This is a genomic window from Devosia sp. 919 (assembly GCF_013185965.1).
Lineage (GTDB): Bacteria > Pseudomonadota > Alphaproteobacteria > Rhizobiales > Devosiaceae > Devosia.
On sequence record NZ_JABAOL010000001.1, the window covers coordinates 1,868,488 to 1,888,253 of the forward strand.

Consider the following 19,766-nt stretch of genomic DNA (forward strand, 5'->3'; position numbering starts at 1 on the left):
ATCTATTTTTCCGTTTCGACCAGGCCTTTGACGAACAGGCGCTGCATGAGAAGGATAACGAGCACTGGAGGGAGCATGGCCAGCATCACCGCTGCCATGACGAGGTTCCAGTACGGATCGGTGTCGGCACTGGCCGCGAGCCGTTTGATGCCCATGACGATGGTGTAATAGCCGGTGTCGGTGGTCACCAGCAGCGGCCACAAATACTGCACCCAGCCATAGATGAAGAGGATCACGAATAGCGCGGCGATATTGGTCCGGCTGAGGGGCAGCAGGATGTCGCGGAAGAACTTCATCGGACCCGCGCCATCCACCCGCGCCGCTTCCATCAGTTCATCGGGAATAGTCAGGAAGAACTGGCGGAAGAGGAACGTCGCGGTCGCCGAAGCGATCAGCGGAATGGTGAGACCGGCATAGCTGTTGAGCATCCCGAGATCCGCCACCACCTTGAAGGTGGGCATGATGCGCACTTCCACCGGCAGCATCAGGGTGATGAAGATCATCCAGAAGGCGAGCAGGCGGAACGGGAACTTGAAGTAGACGATCGCATAGGCCGAGATGATCGAGATGGCGATCTTGCCGATGGCGATGGTCAGCGCCATGATCGTGGAATTGATCAGCATCATCCAGACCGGCGGCGCCCCGGCCGAAGACAGGCCGTTGGTGAGCATCCGCGCATAATTGTCGATCATATGCGGCCCGGGCAGCATGGGCGCCAGCCCACGCGAGAACGCGTCCGCGCCATGGGTGGAGGCGATGAAAGCCAGGTAGACCGGGAACGCCACCACGGCAACGCCGACGATCAGCAGCAGATGCGTGAGGATATTGAGGAAAGGCCTGTTTTCGACCATGACCGGCCTCCTAGTATTGCACGCGCCGTTCGACCCAGCGGAACTGGACGACGGTCAAAGCGATAACGATCAGCATCAGCAGCACGGACTGGGCCGCCGACGAGCCGATATTGAGGCCAACAAAGCCGTCGGCATAAACCTTGTACACCAGCGTGTTGGTGGCGCCCGCAGGGCCGCCGGCGGTGGTGCCGTCGATAATGCCGAAAGTGTCGAACATGGCGTAATTGATGTTGACGATCATCAAGAAGAAGGTCGTCGGCGACAGCAGCGGGAACACAATGGTCCAGAACCGCTTGAACGGGCCGGCGCCATCGATAGCGGCCGCCTCGATCAGTGATTTCGGCACCGATTGCAGACCCGCCACGAAGAACAGGAAGTTATAGGAAATCTGCTTCCAGCTGGCCGCGATGATCACGAGGATCATGGCGTCGTTGCCGTTCACCCGGTGGTTCCAGCGATAACCGAACGCATCCAGCAGATAGGGCACGATGCCGATCGTGGGGTTGAACATGAACCACCACAGGATACCCGCAACGATCGGCGCCACCGCATAGGGCCAGACCAGGAGCGTGGTGTAGAACTTGCCCGAGCGCAACAGCCGGTTAACCGCCACAGCCAGCAACAGCGCCACGCCCATCGAGAGGATGGTGACGCCGACTGCGAACACCGCCGTGTTGGAGGCCGCGCGCAGATAGCCGGGGTCGGCAAACAGCCGGGTATAGTTCTGGAACCAGATAAAGGTGGTTCGGAAGCCGAACGGATCTTCGCGTTCAAAGCTCGACCGGACTGCCTGGGCCGCGGGCCACAGGAAGAAGATGATGGTGATGATCAGCTGCGGCGCCAGCAGCGCGTAAGGCAGCAGTTTGTTGGGGAAAATCGTGCGTTTGGACTGCATTGGGGCTCGCTGGCTGGGCCTCGGATGAAGACCCGCACCATTGGCGCGGGTCTTCCTGACGGTAGCGGATTAGCTGTTGTTGGCTTCGAAATCGCGCAGGATGGCGTTGCCGCGCTCCACGGCGCTGTCCAGTGCTTCCTGGGCGGTCTTCTGGCCGGCCAGCATGGCCTCGAACTCGGCGTCCACGGCATCGCGGACCTGGGTCAGGTTGCCGAAGCGCACGCCCTTGGAGTTGGCTGTGGGAGTGCCGCGCATGATCTGCTCGATGGCGATGTCTGAACCCGGGTTCTTGGCGTAGTAGCCCTGCTCCTGGCCCAGCTCATAGGCTGCCGTGGTGATCGGCAGATAGCCGGTGAACTGGTGCCAATCGGCCTGCACTTCGGGCTGGCTCAGATAGGTGAAGAACTTGGCGACGCCCGAATACACTTCGTCGGACTTGCCGTTCAGCACCCACAAGGTGGCGCCACCGATGATCGAGTTCTTGGGCTCGTCGATCAGGTCGTCATAATAGGGCAGGGGCGCAAAGCCGACTTCGAAGTCCACGGCATTGCGGATCACGCCAGCGCGGCCAGCCGAGGAGTTCATGAACATCGCGCATTCCTGCGCCACGAACTTGGGCTGCGAATCGTTGCCGCCCACCGGGCCGCCATACTGGAACAGGCCTTCGTCAGCCCACTTCTTGAGATTGCCCCAATGCTTGACGACCGCTTCATTGTTGAACGTCAGCTCGGAAGCGGCGCCACCAAAGCCGTTTTCGAGCGTGCCGAACGGCTGATCGTGCAGAGCCGACATGTTTTCGGTGTGGATCCAGGTGATCCAGGCCGTGGTCAGGCCGCACTTGGCTGCGCCGGAATCGACGATCTTGCGCGAGAATTCTTCCACTTCCGCCCAGGTCTTGGGCGCGACTTCCGGATCAAGGCCGGCTTTTTCGAACACGTCCTTGTTGTAGTAGAAGATCGGCGTGGACGAGTTGAAGGGCATCGACAGGATGTTGCCTTCGGTGTCCGAATAATAGCCGACAACTGGCTGCAGGAAGGCGCTCGGATCCCACGGCTCGCCCTTGTCGGTCATCAGCTGGTGCACGGGATAAACGGCGCCCTGGGCAGCCATCATCGTGCCGGTGCCAACTTCATAAACCTGCACGATGGCGGGCTGCTCGTTGGCGCGGAATGCCGAGATTGCGGCATTGAGCGTTTCGGGATAGGTGCCCTTGAAGACGGGCGTGACCTTGTACTCGGTCTGGCTTTCATTGAAGCCCTGCGCCACTTCCTCGAGCTTTTCGCCGAGTTCGGCGCTCATGGCGTGCCACCAGGTGATTTCGGTCTGAGCATAGGCCGGTGTTGCCGACATCACGGCGACCAGTCCTGCAGACAACAGCAAAGCGTTTTTGAACATGCTCACTCCCATGTTATTGCGCTGGGAGCTTTTCGTCCCAAGCTTGGCACCACTTGATAGCATCGATTCTTCCTTTGCAAACTGAAATGCTCATTTGAACATTCAAGAAGGGGGGTTGATGGCCTTGCTGCAGCCTGCTTAGGCTTCTAGTTGGAGCACCTAACCGTTTTATGACAGCGCACAGCGTCATTCGCGGTTTTGCCCCAAGCAGTTGCATCACTGGGGTTCATGTGAACATCATAGGGGCTGGCCATTTGGCCGCTCAAGGAGGCGTCGTTTGTATTTCATCGCAGTGCATCTGGTAGCCGCCATCGTGCTGCTGCTCTGGGCAGTGCGCATGGTGCGGACCGCGGTTGAGCGCGCCTATTCGCCCCAGCTTAAGCGTTTGCTGGCTTACGCCAACAAAAGCCGCATCGGCGCCGCCGCTGCCGGCACTGCCATGGCCGTTGCCCTGCAAAGCTCCACTGCCGTTGCCGCGCTCGCCTCGAGCTTTGCTGCCGGCGGGCTCCTCGAAGGCGGCACGGGCCTCGCACTGATGCTGGGGGCCTATTTCGGCTCGGCGCTCGTGGCCAGCATCCTGTCCTTTGATCTCACCCTCCTCATGCCCCCGCTGATCATCATCGGCGGCATGCTGTTCCTGCGCGGCCAAAGCCGCGGCACCAAGCAGCTCGGCCGCATGGTGCTGGGCATCGCCTTTGTGCTCCTGTCGCTGCAAATGGTGGGGGAAGCCACCGCCCCCTGGCGCGACAGCCGCGCGCTGGGCTCGGTCATCACCTATCTGCAGGGCGATCTCTGGACCGGTTTCCTTGTCGCCGCGCTTATCACCTGGGCGTCCTATTCCTCCGTCGCCAGCGTTCTCGTCATCATCTCCTTTGGCGCCACCGGCCTTATCCCGCTCGAAGTGGCCACCGCCTTTGTGCTCGGCGCCAATCTGGGCGGCACGCTGATCTCCTGGAGCATGACCCGGGCCGCCGATGTGCGGGCCCGCCGCATCGCTGTTGGCGCGCTGGCATTCCGCGGCGGCGCTGCGATCCTCGTTCTGTTGCTGGTCCAGCTGCTGCCCCATCTGCTTGACGCTATTCCAGGCAGTGTCGGCCTCCAGGCCAGCATCCTCCATATCGGCTTCAACTTCGCCGTTCTGGTGCTGGGTTTGCCGCTAACCGGCCTTGTTGCCCGCCTGACCGAACGCTTCATCAGCGAAGCGCCGGTCGAAGGCGAGCTCAATGTCGCGCGGCTGCGCAGCAACGCTCTGCTCTCGACCCCTACCGGCAACATCGATGCCGCGCTCGCCAGCGCCACGCGCGAATTGCTGCGCATGAGCGAAACGGTCGAGGTCATGCTCCAGCCGGTGATGGAAATCTTCCAAAGCTGCGACAAAACAGCCATCCGCCGCATCAAGGCGCTCGAGTCCGAGGTCGATCAGGCCAATCGTGAGATCAAGCTGTTCCTCACGCGCCTTGAATGGGAGGAAATGGACGCCGCCCAGACCCGCCGCGCCAAGGACCTGACCAATTTCGCCATCAGCCTCGAACAGGCCGGCGACATCATCGTCAAGCAGCTGCTCAAGCTCGCCGAGCAAAAGCAGGAGCGGCGCCTCGCCTTTTCGTCCCAGGGCTGGAACGAGCTGACGGACCTGCATGCGCGCGTGCTGGGCAACATGCAACTGGCCTTCAATGTGCTTGTGTCCGAGGACACCGATTCGGCCCGCCAGCTCGTGGCGGAGAAGGACGAGATCGGCGTGCTCGAGCGGCGCAGCATGGAGCAGCATTTCAGCCGCATGCGCGACGGCAACCCCACCAGCATCCAGTCGAGCGACCTGCACCTTGAAACCGTGCACGCCCTGCGCCGGATCAACTCCCTGCTGACCGGCATCGCCTATTCCATCCTCAGCGACAGTGGCGAACTGCTCCGCACCCGGCTGGTCCAGACGGGCTGATCCGGCGCAAACGCCCCCGCGCGTGGGCTTAGCCCACGTCGCGCAGCCCCCGCGCCTAAACCGTCTTCAGCCAGCCGCCATCGACGAAATAGGTCGAGCCCGTCGAATAGCTGGCCTTGTCCGAGCACATGAACACAAAGAAATTCGCCAGCTCCTCGGGGCTGGCGAAGCGCTTCATGCCCCCGGCCTCGTTGGCAACGCCCTGCAGATGCGCCTCCCAGCCATCTTCGCCGGCGATCTGCTTGGCCGTCTTGATCCAGTCGGGCGTCAGGATCAGCCCGGGATTGATGGTGTTGACGCGGATATTGTCGCCCACCACTTCGGTCGAGAGCGTCTTGCTGAACATCATCAGTGCGGCTTTGGTGGTGTTGTAGATCGGCTCATACCAAAGCGGCTGCACCGCGCAGATCGAGGCATTGTGCAGCACGACCCCGCCGCCCCGCGCCTTCATGCTGGGCACCAGCCCGCGCGCCAGCCGCACCGCCGCCATCACATGCAGGTCCCAGTAATACTGCCATTTGGCGTCATCGGCCTCCTGGATGGTTTCATTGGAGCCGGTGCCGGCATTGTTGATGAGGATATCGACCCCGCCAAAGCCGCGCTTGGCCCCGGCGATCACCGCCTCGCAGCCGGCGGCCGTTGCCACATCGGCGCCAATGGCGGAAACAATGACCCCATAGGTTTCGGCAATGCGGATGGCTTCCCGCTCGGCGCGCTCCCCATCCCGCCCGACCAGCACCAGATTGGCCCCTTCTGTCGCCAGCCCCTCGGCCACCGCCAGCCCAATCCCCACCGTGCCGCCGGTGATCACCGCGACCTTGTCCCGCAAACCCAAATCCATGCTCAAACCTTTTGTTCTACCGGCGGCGGCATCGCCCCGGTCATGATCGCCACCGCATCGGACATGGAAAAGTCCTTGGGGTTGATCACTGCGATTCGCTTGCCGAGGCGGTGGATGTGAATGCGATCAGCCACCTCGAATACATGGGGCATGTTGTGCGAGATGAGCACGATCGGCAAGCCGCGCCGCCGCACATCGAGGATCAGTTCCAGCACGCGCCGGCTTTCCTTGACCCCGAGCGCCGCTGTCGGCTCATCCATGATCACGACCCGGCTGCCAAAGGCCGCGGCCCGCGCCACCGCGACGCCCTGCCGTTGCCCGCCCGACAGGGTTTCCACCGCCTGGTTGATGTTCTGGATCGTCATCAGTCCCAACTCAGACAGCTTTTGGCGCGCGATCTTTTGCATCCGCGCCCGGTCGAGGCCGCGAAACACCGACCCAACGATGCCGGGCTTGCGCAACTCCCGGCCCAAGAACATGTTGTCGGCAATCGAGAGGGCAGGGGATAGCGCCAAATCTTGGTACACCGTCTCGATCCCCGCCATCCGCGCCTCGAGCGGGGAGCGAAAATTGACCGGCTTGCCTTCAAGCAGGATCTCCCCGCCATCGGGCAGCACCGCGCCACACAGCGCCTTGATCAGGGTGGATTTGCCCGCACCATTATCCCCGATCACGGCGAGGATCTCGTTGGGCATCAACTCGAAATCGGCATGGTCGAGCGCCACCACCCGGCCATAGCGCTTGGTCAGTTGCCGCGCTTCGAGAATGGGCTGGGTCATGCCGAAACCCTCCGGATCCATTGGTCGATCGCCACGGCGATGATGATCAGCGCGCCAACCGTCAGCTGCCGCCACAAGGGATCCACCCCGGTCAGCGACAATCCCGAATCGAACACGCCCACGATCAGTGCGCCAAACAGCGTCCCCAGAATCGAGCCGCGTCCCCCAAACAGCGACGTGCCCCCGATCACGACGGCGGTGATGGCGTCGAGATTGGCGGTTTGATTGCCCAGCGGCGACACGGCGCCCACCCGGCCGATCAGTACCCAACCGGCAATCCCGCACAGCAGCCCTGCCAGGGTATAAACGCCCAAAAGGGTGCGGTTGACCTGAATGCCCGCAAGCCGTGCGGCATTGGCATCATCGCCAATGGCATAAACATGCCGCCCAAAGGCCGTGCGGCTCAGGAGATACCAGATCACCACCGCGACCAGTAGCATCAGGATCGAGCCATACATCAAGAAGGCGCCACCTCCGAGCGGAATGCGCGCACCCATCCAGCGCAGAAACGGCGCATATTGATCCAGCGCCTGCGCCCGGATCGTCGCGGCGTTGGACACCAGCGTAATCAGCGCCCCATAAATGCTCCAGGTGCCCAGCGTCACGATGAACGGTGGCAGCTTTAGCGCGGTAACGAGAAGGCCATTGAGCAGCCCGCACAACAGCCCCGTCAACAATCCCGCCGGAAAGGCGATGGCGACCGGCACCTGGTAGTCCACCGCCAGCTTGCCCATGATGATGGAGGACAGCACCATGATCGCGCCGACGGACAGGTCGATCCCCGCAGTGATGATCACGAGGGTCTGCGCCGTGCCCAACAAGGCAATCAGCGTCACCTGCGCCAAAATCAGCGACAGGTTAAGTGAGCCAAAAAACCGACCGCCGGTCACGAACCCGAACACCGCCACCGCCACCAGCAGGATGATGGCGGGAATCGCTGTTGGGTTCTGGTGAAAGAAGTGCTGGATCCGGCGCCCCGCACCGGGTGCCTCGTCCTCAAAGCTCGCCACTCCGGCAGGTCCGCTGCCAAGGCCGCGCTCTGCCGTCGTCACGCCGCTGGCGTCGTCACTCATCGCCTGCTCCTCCTGGGGTGAGCGGAATGCAGTGGGCCCCTCCGGCAAGTGGCCGGAGAGGCCGAGGAGGCGCTTAGCCCCAGCAGAGTTCGGCAGCTTCGGTGGTGTCGATCGATTCCACGCCGTCCACCGGCTTGTCGGTCACAAGGCGTGCCCCCGTATCGTAAAAGCCCAGTTCCGGATCGACTTCCGGCTTGGTGCCATCTTCGGCAAACTTGGCGATTGCCTCCATGGCGAGCGATGCCATGTCGAGCGGGTATTGCTGCGAGGTCGCGCCGATAATGCCTTCCTTGACGTTCTGCACGCCCGGGCAGCCGCCATCGATGGCCACGATCAGCACCGAACCATCATCCTTGCCCACCGACTGCAGGGCCTGGTAGCCCCCCGCCGCCGCCGGTTCGTTGATGGCATAGACCACATTGACGTCCGGGCAGCGCTGCAGCAGCGTCTCCATGGCGGTCACCCCGCCTTCTTCCGCGCCGCCGGTGACTTCATGTCCGCAGATGCGCGGATCGTCCTCGTCGCCATAGCGATTGGGATCCTTCACATCGATGCCGAAGCCTTCCATGAAGCCCTGGTCGCGCAGATAGTCGACGGTAGGCTGGTTGGTCGCCAGATCGAGGAACGCGATCTTGGCATTGGCCGCTTCATCGCCCAGCGTGCCAGCGGCCCATTGCCCGATCAGCCGTCCCGCCTGCCGGTTGTCGGTGGCAAAGGTCGCGTCGGCCGCATCCATCGGGTCGAGCGGGGTATCCAGCACAATGACCAGCAGCCCGGCATCGCGGGCCTGCTGAATAGTGGGCACGATAGCTGACGAATCCGAAGGAACAATGGCAAAGCCCTTGGCGCCCGCGGCGATCAGGCTTTCGATAGCGGCGATCTGGCTTTCATTGTCGCCATCGAACTCGCCGGCAAAGGTGCGCAACTCGAGCCCGAGTTCCTGCGCCTTGGCCTGCGCGCCTTCGCGCATCTTGACGAAGAAGGGATTGCCCTCGGTCTTCGTGATCAGTCCGACAATTTCCTGCGCATAGGCCGAGCCGGACGCAAGGCCGAGCAGCACGGCGCCAGCTGCCGTGGCTTTCCAGAACCTGTTCATGTGTTCTCCTCCAGAACATGGACGTCCCGGATTTTTCCGGTCACGACCGCTGCGAAGTTCGCGCGCACTCCTCGTGCGCCGCTTCGATAAAGATGATGTCAGCACGCCACCTTGGGGCCTGTCAATCAACCGGAATGGGGCTTTGCTCGTTTGTTGCTGTTGCTTCCGTCCTATCTTGGTGCGAGAGCCTGGCGGCAAGTAAATGCTGCCGTTTCCTTGTGCATTTGCTTTACGTAACGCTGCGCAATTTACCCCAATCGAACTCCACGCCCGTGCCGGGCACATCCGGCGCCACCGCCAGCCCGTCGCGCAACTGCAGGGGGCGGATGGTGTAGTGGTCGATGTCAAAGCTGTGGGCCTCGACCCAGCCGGCATTGGGCTGTCCGGCCACAAGGCTCACATGCAATTCCTGCATCCCATGACTGCACACCGGAATGCCATGGGCGCGCGATAGCTCCGCCACCCGCAGGAACCCGGTTATCCCCCCACAGTTGGAGGCATCGGGCTGGATGAACGAGAGTTGCGACTGCGCCAAGGCGTATTCAAACTCGTGGATGGTGTGGAGGTTCTCCCCCATCGCCAGCGGCATCCCCATTGCCTCAACGATCGCCGCATAGCCGAGGTAATCATCAGGGATGATCGGCTCCTCAAACCAGAGCAGATCAAAGGGCTTGAACGCTCTCGCCGCCGCAATCGCGCGCGGCACATCCAGTGCATAATTGGCATCCACCATGAACGGGGTATCCGGCCCGATCAGCGCCCGCACCGCCCGCACCCGCTCGACATCCTCTGCGAGGTCGTCCTTGCCCACCTTGATCTTGATCGCCCTGAACCCTGCCGCCAGATACCCCTCGATGCTCTCCAGCAGCTCGGGTAGCGTGTAGTTGAGGTCGATCCCGCCGCGATAAACCTTGGCCGTTGCCCCGGCGCCGCCGGCCATCTGCCAGAGCGGCCGCCCCTCGCGCCTGCCCTTCAAATCCCAGAGCGCAATATCCACCGCCGACATCGCAAACGCCGTGATCCCGCCGCGCCCCACATAATGGATATGCCACCACATCGCGTCATAGATGGCGTCGATCTCCCCGGCATCGCTTCCCAGGAGCATGGGTGTCAGATCATCCTCGACGACCGCGAGAATCGCCCGCCCGCCCTTGCCGCCGGTATAGCTATAGCCGGTGCCCTCCGCGCCATCGCTGGTGCGGATGGTGACGGTCACGAGCTCGAAATGGGTGTGCGCGCCATGCTTGGCATCCACCATCACCTTGGGGAGCGGCACCCGGAACAGCTGGGCCTCCACGGCCTCGATCAGTGGCGTGTTCATGGGGTTCAGGACCAGTTCACATACATGGTTTTCTTGCGGAAATAGCCGTCCAGCCCATATTTGCCGTCCTCCCCGCCCAGCCCCGATTGCCCCCAGCCGGTATGGAAACCTTGCACCAGCTCGCCGCTCGAGCGATTGCAGTAGATTTCCCCGAACTGCAGCGCCTCGGCCGAGCGCATCAGCCGCTTGAAGTTCTGCGTATAAACATAGGCGGAGAGTCCATATTCGCTGTCATTGGCGAGGCTCAGCGCCTCCTCGAAGTCGCCCACCACCATGGCCGGCACCACCGGCCCAAAGATCTCCTGCTGCATCGCCGGCACCGAGTTGTTGGGCACTTTCATCACGGTTGGCGCATACCAATGCCCCCGCGCAAATTCCCCCTCCCGCAGCGGCCCGCCCTCCAGCAGCACCTCGGCCCCTGCACCCACCGATTGCGCCACGATAGCGGCGACCTTGTCGACCTCCGGCCCGCTGATCTTGGGCCCAAGATCGGGGTCACTCAGCGGATCGCCGATCCGCAACCGCTGCGTGCGCGCCACGAATTTCTCCAGAAACTCATCGGCAATGGCGCGATGCAGATACATCCGCTCATTGCAGGTGCAGATCTGCCCGCAATTGCTGAACCGCGCCGCCACCGCGCTTTGAACGGCCCCATCCACATCGGCATCGTCCATGACGATAAACGGCGCCTTGCCCCCGAGCTCGAGCCGCAGCACCTTGATCTGGTCGGCGCCCGCCCGGTAGATTTCCTTGCCCGCCCGCGTGCTGCCGGTCATGGTGATGAGGTCGGAATGGGGATGGGTCACCAGCGCTTCCCCGACGCTACGCCCCGCGCCCGTCACCACATTGAACACGCCCGGCGGGAACCCCACTTCTTGCGCCAGTGCCGCCAGGGCCAGCCCCGAAAACGGCGTGAACTCATGCGCCTTGAGCACGAATGTATTGCCCGCCACCAGCGCCGGCCCCAGCTTGCGCGTGGCGAGCGCCGCCGGGAAATTCCAAGCCGTCAGCCCCACCACGACCCCATGCGGCACCCGCCGGATCCACACTTCCTCATTGGCCACGTCCGAGGGAAGAATATCCCCCTCGATGCGCCGCGCCGACTCCGCCGCATAGCGCAGGAAAGTCTCCGTCGCCCCGATCTCCCCCATCGCCTGGTTGAGCGGCTTGCCCTGTTCGGCCACCACGATCCGCGCCAGCACGCCATCATTCTCGCGCACCGCATCGGCCAGCTTGAACAGCAGCTTGGCCCGCTCGATCGGCGGCCGCGCCGCCCAGGCCGGCTGTGCCCGCCGCGCCGCCTCGATTGCCGCCGCCGCATCCTCCGGTCCGCCCTGGGGGATGGTGCCGATGATGCGCTGGTTGGCCGGGTTCTCCACCTCGAACACATCGCGCGCGCCCCCATCGGTCCAGCGCCCGTCGATCAGCATCTGCCCGCGATACACCCCGCTGCCGGCCAGCTCCGCCAACATCTCCTGCAGCATCAACGGCTCCTCCGCTTTGCTCCGACCAAACCAGCACAAGTGAGGCCGTGCGGCGCCACAAAGTCAAGCCCTGGCCGCAGTTCATCTAAACTTTGGACGGACCAAATAGCGTTTTGCGCTTGCATTCTGATGCGAACTTGGTTGAGGTATCGGGCAAAGGAGAGCGGTGGCGTGACGGGTGCAATGGAGCTGGCAGCGGAACCCCGGAGCGGAGCGAGTGATCGAGCCGCCGACATGGTCGTGGCCCGGCTCGAAGCCATGATCGGCAGCGGCGAACTGCCCGATGGCAGCTATCTGCCCGCCGAGCGCGAACTCATGGCTCAGTTCAACATCAGCCGCACCGTCGCGCGCGAAGCGGTGGCGCAACTGGCGGGCAGGGGGCTCGTCGAAACCCGTCCGCGCTTCCGCCCAGTCGTGCGCCGCGCCGGCTATGATGCGGCCCTTTCAGCCCTCGGCGGCGTCGTCGGCCAGTTGCTGGGCCAGACCGCGGGCGTCAAGAACCTCTACGACACCCGCGTCTTCCTCGAAGCCGCGCTGGTGCGCCACGCCGCGCTTCACGCCCGCAAGGACGATCTCGCCGCCCTGCGCACCGCGCTCGAGGCCAATGAAGCCGCCATCGGCGACGCCGCCGAATTCTACCGCACCGACATGGCCTTTCATGCCGTCTTTTATGAGCTGCCGCGCAATCCGGTGATGCCCTCCATCCATCGCGCCTTCACCGGCTGGCTGCGCCCCCATTGGGAGCGCATGGACCGCTCCTCGGAGCGCAACCGCACCAATTGGCTCAGCCACCGTGAAATCTACCAGGCCATTGCCGAACGTGACCCCGAGGGTGCCGAGCGCGCCCTCAATGGCCACCTGACCGCCGCCTGGGAATATGTGCGAGGAACATTCGACCAGGGCTGAACTCCGCCAAGAGAGGACGCCCGCCACCCGAGGAGGACCACAAAGCGTGACGCAGGAATACGATCATATCGTTGTGGGCGGGGGCGCGTCGGGCTGCGTGGCGGCCGCGCGGCTGGTCGAGGCCGGGCGCCGGGTGCTGCTCCTGGAAGCCGGGCACTCCCACCATCATCCGCTGCTCGATATGCCGCCGGGCATCTTCAAGATGATCAACGGCTCCAAGTTCATGCGCTATCACGCCACGACGCCCCAAGAGCATCTGGACGGGCGCGTCCATGAGATCAGCCAGGGCAATGTGCTGGGCGGCGGCACTTCGGTGAACGCCCAGGTCTATATGCGCGGCCGCCCGTCCGACTACGATGCCTGGGACGAGCTCTTGCGCGGCAACAATGCCGGTGTGCGCTGGGACTGGGAGCATGTGCTCCCCCATTTCCGCGGCATGGAAGGCAATAACCGCTTTTTCGATGAGCGCCACAACGACAGCGGCCCGCTGCTCGTATCCGATCCCGGCCATATCGATGATGTGTCGCGCTGGTTCGTGCAAACCATGCAGGGGCTGGGCGTCCCCTTCAATCCCGATTTCAACGGCCCGCGCCAAACCGGCGTCGGCTTCTACCAGTTCATGAACCGGCGCGGCAAACGCTCCAGCGCCGCTTACGCTTTCGTCGAGCCACTGCTCAAGCATCCCCGCCTGACCGTCAAGCTCAACGCCGCCGTGCAGCGCCTCGTCATCGACAAGGAGCGGGCGACCTCCGTCGTTTACGCCGACAACTCGGGCGAGCACACCGCCCATTCCGCCGCCGATATCATCGTCTGCTCGGGGGCGCTGGTTTCCCCCAAGCTGCTGATGCTTTCGGGCATCGGCCCCGCCGATGAACTGCGCGGGCACGGACTTTCCGTCACCCTTGACGCGCCGGGCGTCGGCCAGAACCTGATCGATCATCCCGAAGTGCCGATCCTCGCGCACTTCAATGGTCCCTATGGCTATTTCGGCCACACCGATGGCTGGCGCATGTTGATGCATGGCCTGCAGTTTAAGGTCTTTGGCTCGGGCATGGTGACCTCGGCGGGCGTGGAAGCCGGCGCCTTCGTCAATCCCATCGATCCGGACGCCGAACCCAGCATCCAGGCCTTCTGCGTCCCCTTTGTTTATCTCGACCGCGACCTGCTCAAGCTCATCGCCCCCACGCATGGGGTCACCGTCACCACGGTCGTCACCAAGCCCAAATCCCGCGGCTTCGTGAAGCTGCGGTCCGCCAATCCCGCCGATATGCCTGTGGTGTCGCCCCATCTCCTCAAGCATCCCGAAGATATGGCCACCATGATCGCCGGCCAGCGCTTTTTCCTGCGCGCCTTCCAGAACGGCCCCCTTGGCTCGCGCGTGGATAAGATCCTGCGCCCTGATCCAGCCGATTGGAGCGACGAGGCGCTGGCGACCCATTGCAAGCGCATGGTCAAGACCAATTACCACCCCGCCGGCACCTGTCGCATGGGGCCTGATGGCGACCCATTGGCGGTCCTGGATGCCCAGATGCAGGTGCGCGGCATCGACAATCTGCGCGTCGCTGATATGTCAGCGTGCCCCACCATCAATGCCGGCAACACTGCCGCCCCGGCCATGATGCTGGGCGATCGCTGCGCCAGCTTCATCTTGGGCAGCACAGTCAATCAGATGGACGGAGTACGCGTTAGCCATGTCGCTTGAAGGCAAATCAGTTCTGGTCAGTGGTGCGGGCAAGGGTATCGGCCGGTCCACCGCTCTTATGCTCGCCAAGGCGGGCGCCCATGTCGTGGCGCTCAGCCGCACCGAGTCTGACCTGGATAGCCTCGTCGAGGAAATTGGCTGCACCCCCGTCGTCGTAGACTTGTCCGACCCTGAGGCTACCCTCGCCGCAGCCCATGCAGGTGGACCGGTCGACTATCTCGTCAACAATGCCGGCACCACCATTCTCGAAAGCTTCCTCGAAACCAGCGTCGACAGCCTCGATCAGTTGATGGCCGTTAACCTGCGCGCCCCGATGCTGCTCGCCCAGGAATATGCGCGCGATCGCATCAGCCGCGGTCTGGGCGGCGCCATCGTCAATGTCTCGAGCAATGCGGCATGGATGGGCTGGGCTGATCACGCCGCTTACTGCGCCAGCAAGGGTGCCCTTGATGCCATGAGCCGCGTCATGGCCAATGAGCTTGGCCGACATGGCATCCGCGTCAACACCGTCAATCCAGCGATTACGCTGACGCCGATGGCGGTCAAGGCCTGGAGCGATCCGGCCAAGGCCGATCCCATGCTGCGCCGCATGCCCCTCGGGCGGTTCGTGCAGCCCGAAGAGGTCGCATCCGTGATCCTGTTTTTACTCAGCGACGCGGCCGCCATGATCAATGGCGTCGCCCTGCCGATAGATGCGGGTTTCGCCGTGAACTGAAGCAAGCAGAGGGAGCCCGGCAGGAAATGTGAGGGAGGTAGACGCAGGTTCCGGCCGTGCTCCGGGCGCAGGTGCGTGTCGCATAATACATCAAGAATATCAGCTAGTTAAGGCTAATTAGCTGCATTGACGTCGCAAGATTATTTGGTCAACTATCATGGTTCGTGGCTCAAGCCACTGGTCGCGCAATGGCGGCCAAACTGGGAGGAAAACTACATGATGATTACCCGTCGTAGTCTGCTGATTGCTTCGGCCGCCAGCGCCGCAGCGTCCATTCTAGCCTCGCGTGCCTTTGCCGCCGCGCCCCCGCTGGAACAGAAGGACACCTACAAGGTCGGCTTTGCTCAGACCGAGTCCAACAATCCCTGGCGCCTCGCGCAAACCAAGTCCATGCAGGACGAAGCCGCCGCCCGCGGCTGGCAGCTGGTTTATACCGATGCGGCGGGCTCCGCCGCCAAGCAGGTGGCCGACGTCAATTCCATGATTGCCCAGGGCGTGGATCTGATCTTCCTCGCCCCGCGCGAAGAAAAGCCGCTGATCCCCGCCATCATGGCCGCCAAGGGCGCTGGCATTCCGATTATCCTGCTCGATCGCAATGTGGACCAGAGCCTCGCCAAGCCCGGCGAAGACTACGTGACCTTCATCGGCTCCAATTTCGTCGAAGAAGGCCAGCGCGTGGCCGAATATCTGGTTGGTCTCGGCCTCGACAAAAAGGTCATCATCGAACTCGAAGGCACTACCGGTTCCTCACCGGCCAATGACCGCAAGAAGGGCTTTGATGACGTCATTGCCCAGCATCCGGACTTCCAGATCGTGGCCTCCCAGTCCGGCGACTTCGCCCGCGACAAGGGCCGCCAGGTGGCCGAAACCCTGCTGCAGGCTCATCCCGACGCCAATGTCATCTATGCCCACAATGACGAGATGGCCATCGGCGCCATTGCCGCCCTTGAAGCGGCTGGCCGCACCGCCGGGCGCGACGATTGCCTCGTCTTCTCCATCGATGGCGGCAAGGAAGCCGTGCAGCTCGTGGTCGATGGCAAGATCGAAGCCGTGGTCGAGTGCAACCCGCGCTTTGGCCCCAAGGCCTTCGATACCGCCGTGGCTTATGCCGCTGGCGAAACCATCCCGCCGGTGATCATCAATCCCGACGAGATGTATACGCCCGAAAACGCGGACGACCTGCTCGACACCGCCTACTGATCGCAAGGTGACGGGCATCCGCCCTCGGGGCGGGTGCCCCCGTTTTTCGGAGTTCCAGCATGGCCGAAGTTCTGCTGCTCTCGATGACCGGCATCGACAAGCGCTTCGCCGGCATCCCGGCCCTCTCCGGCGCATCGCTTGAGGTTCGCCCCGGCGAAGTGCACGCCCTGATCGGCCAGAACGGCGCCGGCAAATCAACCATGATCAAGGTGCTGACCGGCTACCATAAGCGCGATGGCGGCGAGGTCCTCTTTGCCGGCCAACCCTTTGAAGTGGGCTCTCCCCACGAAGCCCAGTCGCGCGGCATCAGCACCATCTACCAGGAAATCAACCTCGTCCCCTTCCGCTCGCTCACCGAGAATATCTGCCTGGGCCGCGAAGCGCGCCGCTTTGGCATGCTCGATTGGAACGCCATGCATGCCGAAGCGCAGCGCCTGCTCGCGAGCTTCGGCATCAACGTCGATGTCCGCCGCCCCTTGATGGATTTCAACACCGCCACCCAGCAGATGGTGGCCATTGCCCGCGCCATCGGCTTTTCCGCCCGTCTCGTCATCATGGACGAGCCCACCTCCTCGCTCGACGAAGGGGAGGTCGCCATGCTGTTCAAGGTCATCCGCCAACTCAAGGCCGACGGCGTTTCCGTCATCTTTGTCAGCCACAAGCTCGATGAACTCTACGAGGTCTGCGACCGCGTCACCATCATGCGCGATGGCCGCACCGTGCGCACCGCCGACATGCACGAGATCGACAAGCTCGACCTCGTCTCCGCCATGCTCGGGCGCGACATCAGCAAGGCCGAAGGCCACGCCACCGCCTTCACTGAACGGCACCGGGAGGCGGGGGAAACCGTATTTGCCGCCCGCAACCTGGCCGCCCGGCAGGCGGTGCAGGATGTCAGCTTCGATGTCGCGCGGGGCGAGATCGTCGGTTTTGCCGGCTTGTTGGGGGCAGGGCGCACCGAAACCGCCCGCCTCGTCTTCGGCATCGATCGCACGCGCGCCGGCGCCATGCAGATGGGCCACCAGCCCTATGCCCCCGGCCGCGCTAAGGACGCCATTGCCGCTGGCATGGGTTTTGTTACCGAGGACCGCAAGGCCGAAGGGATCGTGCCCGAACTCAGCGTCGCGGAAAACATGACCCTCGCCCTTCTGCCGCGCATCAGCAGGAACGGCGTCGTTTCCGAAACCGAGCAGCGCGAACTGGTGGAGCGCTTCATCGCGCAACTCGGCATCAAATGCTCCGGCCCCAACCAGAAGATCCGCGAACTGTCCGGCGGCAACCAGCAAAAAGTGCTGCTGGCCCGCTGGCTCGCCACCAATCCCAAACTCCTGATCCTCGATGAACCCACCCGCGGCATCGATGTGGGCGCCAAGGGCGAGATCCAGCGCCTCATCCGCTCCCTCGCCGATCAGGGTCTGGCCGTGCTCATGATCTCCTCCGAACTCGAGGAAGTCGTCGAAGGCGCCGACCGCGTTTTTGTGCTGCGCGAAGGGCGGACAGTCGCCGAACTCACCGGCAGCGAGATCACCGAAGAGCGCGTGCTCGACGCCATGGCCCATGGCCATTCCACCCGAACCGAGCAGGTGCAGGCGTGACCGCAACTCTTCCCGCCCCGCGCGCCGCCGAGCGCCGCCCCTTTGACGTCTTCGATTTCCTTTCGCGCTATGGCACGCTGATCGCGCTCGCGCTGTTGCTCGTCTTCAACCTCATCTTCACTCGCAACTTCGCCACCGTCCAAACCCTCAACGTCAACCTCACCCAGGTCTGCACCATCGTCATCGTCGCCGTCGGCATGACCATGGTCATCGGCACCGGCGGCATCGACCTGTCCGTCGGCTCCATCATGGCCATCTCCGGCGCGCTGGCGCCGATGATCTTCCTCGGCACCATCTTTCCCGTTGGCCCTATCGGCCCCGCCGTCGCCCTCGCCATCTTTGTCGCGCTCCTGGCCGCGACGCTCCTGGGCCTCTTCAACGGCTGGCTCGTCGCTTATTTCCGCATCCAGCCCATTGTCGCCACCCTGGTCCTCTTCATCGCCGGCCGCGGCATTGCCCAGGTCCTCACCAACGGCAACCTCCAGGTCTTCCGCACCCCCGAATTCCAGTGGATCGGCCTGGGGCGCCCCTTCGGCATCCCCGTCCAGGTGCTGATCATGGCCGCCATCGTGCTCCTTGCCGCCTGGGTCCTCCGCCGCACCGTCTTTGGCCGCGCCATCCTCGCCACCGGCGGCAATGAGCGCGCCGCCGAACTCTCGGGCGTCCCCGTCAGCCGCGTCAAACTCGCCGTCTACGCCATTTCCGGCTTTTGCGCGGGCGTGGCCGGGCTCATCGTCATCGCCATCAACTCCGCCAGCGACGCCAATCTCGTCGGCCTCGGCATGGAGCTCGACGCCATCGCCGCCGTTGCCGTCGGCGGCACGCTGCTGAGCGGCGGCAAGGCCACCATCATCGGCACCCTCATCGGCGCGCTCACCATCCAGCTCGTGCGCTACACGCTTCTCGCCAATGGCGTCCCCGACGCCGCCGCGCTCGTGGTCAAGGCCGCCATCATCGTCCTCGCCGTCTGGCTCCAGCAACAGGGCAGGGCGCGATGACCCGCAAGCCCGATCTGCGCATTCTCCTCGGCACCTATGGCGTCGTCATTGCCCTCCTCGCCCTCATCGCCTTTGGCTGGTGGCGCTACGACAACTTCGTCGGCTTTTTCAACATCACCAGCGTTTTGCGCTACAATTCCATGTTCGCGCTGGTCTCGCTCGGCATGTGCTTCGTCATCATGACCGGCGGCATTGATCTCTCCGTCGGCTCCACCGCCGCCCTCGGCAGCGTCGCGGCGGCCCTTGCGAGTCCCTATGGCATCCTCCCCGGCGCCGCGGCCGGCATCGGCGTCGGCCTCCTCGTCGGCGCCATCAACGGCCTTCTCGTCACCCGCGCCAACATCATGCCCTTCATCGCCACTCTCGCGACCATGCTCGCGGCCAGCGGCTCGGCGCTGCTGCTGGCCAACAACCAGTCCGTCTCCGTTTCCTATGAAAGCGGCTTCACCGCGCTAGGGCAGGGCAATCTGTGGATCCTGCCCATCCCCGCCGTGATCGCCGCGGTCGCCTATCTCCTCGGCTCGGTCGTCCTCAACTTCACCAGCACCGGCCGCACCGTCCTCGCCATCGGTGGCAACGAGGAAGCCTCACGCCTCATGGGCTTGCGTACCGATGCCATCAAGTTCCTGACCTATCTGGCGAGCGGGGGCCTGGCCGGCCTCGCCGGCGTCATTCTTGCCGCCCAGTTCGGCGCTGGCCAGCCCATTGAAGGCGTCGGCTGGGAGCTCTTTGCCATCGCCTCGGTCGTGGTCGGCGGTACGCTGCTGACCGGCGGCGTCGGCTCCGTTGGCACCACTTTGGCCGGCGTGCTTCTCCTCGGCATCCTCTTCAACGTGCTCAATTTCGAGAACGGCATGGGCTGGATTTCCCTCTCAGCCTATTGGCAATCGGTGATCCGCGGCGCTTTCCTTCTGGTCGTCGTGATCATCCAGGCCCGCATGGTGACGCGCCCGAACGCCCCCGCTTAGTCTCGCTGTGG

Annotated in this window: 17 protein-coding genes; 8 read left to right on the top strand and 9 right to left on the bottom strand. The window is 63.6% G+C overall.

Translation table 11 applies throughout. The annotated features are described in order from the left end of the window. Positions 1–2 precede the first annotated feature (2 nt). From ugpE to ugpB, 3 genes are all read right to left on the bottom strand, one after another. Complete coding sequence (gene ugpE / locus HRQ64_RS09010; RefSeq protein WP_127752766.1) at positions 3–851, bottom strand: sn-glycerol-3-phosphate ABC transporter permease UgpE; 849 nt, start codon at positions 849–851, stop codon at positions 3–5. Positions 852–861: 10 nt separating this feature from the next. After that, positions 862–1,746, bottom strand: a complete 885-nt coding sequence (ugpA, locus tag HRQ64_RS09015) for a sn-glycerol-3-phosphate ABC transporter permease UgpA (protein ID WP_127752767.1) — start codon at positions 1,744–1,746, stop codon at positions 862–864. A 69-nt stretch (positions 1,747–1,815) separates the two neighbouring features. After that, positions 1,816–3,141, bottom strand: a complete 1,326-nt coding sequence (gene ugpB / locus HRQ64_RS09020; RefSeq protein ID WP_172123049.1) for a sn-glycerol-3-phosphate ABC transporter substrate-binding protein UgpB — start codon at positions 3,139–3,141, stop codon at positions 1,816–1,818. Between the two features lie 277 nt (positions 3,142–3,418). Here ugpB and HRQ64_RS09025 point away from each other — a divergent pair, with 277 nt between their 5' ends. Beyond that, positions 3,419–5,077 carry a Na/Pi cotransporter family protein gene (locus HRQ64_RS09025; protein ID WP_172123050.1) on the top strand — a complete coding sequence of 553 codons (1,659 nt, stop codon included), beginning with the start codon at positions 3,419–3,421 and terminating at the stop codon, positions 5,075–5,077. A gap of 55 nt (positions 5,078–5,132) precedes the next feature. Here the strand turns inward: HRQ64_RS09025 and HRQ64_RS09030 are convergent, their stop codons facing one another. The 6 genes from HRQ64_RS09030 to HRQ64_RS09055 form a co-directional block, all read right to left on the bottom strand. Next, a complete protein-coding gene (locus tag HRQ64_RS09030; protein WP_172123051.1) occupies positions 5,133–5,918 on the bottom strand; it encodes an SDR family oxidoreductase in 786 nt (261 codons plus the stop codon). 2 nt (positions 5,919–5,920) lie between these two features. Then, positions 5,921–6,697 carry an ATP-binding cassette domain-containing protein gene (locus HRQ64_RS09035; protein WP_172123052.1) on the bottom strand — a complete coding sequence of 259 codons (777 nt, stop codon included), beginning with the start codon at positions 6,695–6,697 and terminating at the stop codon, positions 5,921–5,923. Continuing rightward, complete coding sequence (locus tag HRQ64_RS09040; RefSeq protein WP_172123053.1) at positions 6,694–7,770, bottom strand: ABC transporter permease; 1,077 nt, start codon at positions 7,768–7,770, stop codon at positions 6,694–6,696. Before HRQ64_RS09040 ends, HRQ64_RS09035 begins: the two co-directional genes overlap by 4 nt. 73 nt (positions 7,771–7,843) lie before the next feature. Then, positions 7,844–8,866, bottom strand: a complete 1,023-nt coding sequence (locus HRQ64_RS09045) for a sugar ABC transporter substrate-binding protein (RefSeq protein ID WP_172123054.1) — start codon at positions 8,864–8,866, stop codon at positions 7,844–7,846. 229 nt (positions 8,867–9,095) lie between these two features. After that, on the bottom strand, positions 9,096–10,187 hold the full coding sequence (locus tag HRQ64_RS09050) for a mandelate racemase/muconate lactonizing enzyme family protein (protein WP_172123055.1): 1,092 nt from the start codon (positions 10,185–10,187) through the stop codon (positions 9,096–9,098). A gap of 5 nt (positions 10,188–10,192) precedes the next feature. Next, positions 10,193–11,671, bottom strand: coding sequence for an aldehyde dehydrogenase family protein (locus HRQ64_RS09055; protein WP_172123056.1), 1,479 nt, complete (start codon positions 11,669–11,671; stop codon positions 10,193–10,195). Between the two features lie 171 nt (positions 11,672–11,842). Here HRQ64_RS09055 and HRQ64_RS09060 point away from each other — a divergent pair, with 171 nt between their 5' ends. The 7 genes from HRQ64_RS09060 to HRQ64_RS09090 all read left to right on the top strand — a co-directional run bounded on the left by HRQ64_RS09060 (position 11,843) and on the right by HRQ64_RS09090 (position 19,755). After that, positions 11,843–12,577, top strand: a complete 735-nt coding sequence (locus tag HRQ64_RS09060; protein ID WP_349236689.1) for an FCD domain-containing protein — start codon at positions 11,843–11,845, stop codon at positions 12,575–12,577. A gap of 46 nt (positions 12,578–12,623) precedes the next feature. Beyond that, positions 12,624–14,279: a GMC family oxidoreductase gene (locus tag HRQ64_RS09065; protein ID WP_172123057.1), complete on the top strand. Its 1,656-nt coding sequence runs from the start codon at positions 12,624–12,626 to the stop codon at positions 14,277–14,279. After that, positions 14,269–14,994, top strand: a complete 726-nt coding sequence (locus HRQ64_RS09070) for an SDR family oxidoreductase (protein WP_172123058.1) — start codon at positions 14,269–14,271, stop codon at positions 14,992–14,994. The genes HRQ64_RS09065 and HRQ64_RS09070 overlap by 11 nt, the downstream gene beginning before the upstream one ends. Positions 14,995–15,213: 219 nt before the next feature. Next, positions 15,214–16,194 carry an ABC transporter substrate-binding protein gene (locus tag HRQ64_RS09075; protein ID WP_172124925.1) on the top strand — a complete coding sequence of 327 codons (981 nt, stop codon included), beginning with the start codon at positions 15,214–15,216 and terminating at the stop codon, positions 16,192–16,194. Positions 16,195–16,253: 59 nt separating this feature from the next. Then, the gene (locus HRQ64_RS09080; RefSeq protein ID WP_172123059.1) at positions 16,254–17,789 is read left to right on the top strand and encodes a sugar ABC transporter ATP-binding protein; all 1,536 of its coding nucleotides are present in this window, start codon (positions 16,254–16,256) and stop codon (positions 17,787–17,789) included. Positions 17,790–17,866: 77 nt separating this feature from the next. Beyond that, on the top strand, positions 17,867–18,787 hold the full coding sequence (locus HRQ64_RS09085; protein ID WP_210258627.1) for an ABC transporter permease: 921 nt from the start codon (positions 17,867–17,869) through the stop codon (positions 18,785–18,787). After that, positions 18,784–19,755 carry an ABC transporter permease gene (locus HRQ64_RS09090; RefSeq protein ID WP_172123061.1) on the top strand — a complete coding sequence of 324 codons (972 nt, stop codon included), beginning with the start codon at positions 18,784–18,786 and terminating at the stop codon, positions 19,753–19,755. The genes HRQ64_RS09085 and HRQ64_RS09090 overlap by 4 nt, the downstream gene beginning before the upstream one ends. Positions 19,756–19,766 lie beyond the last annotated feature (11 nt).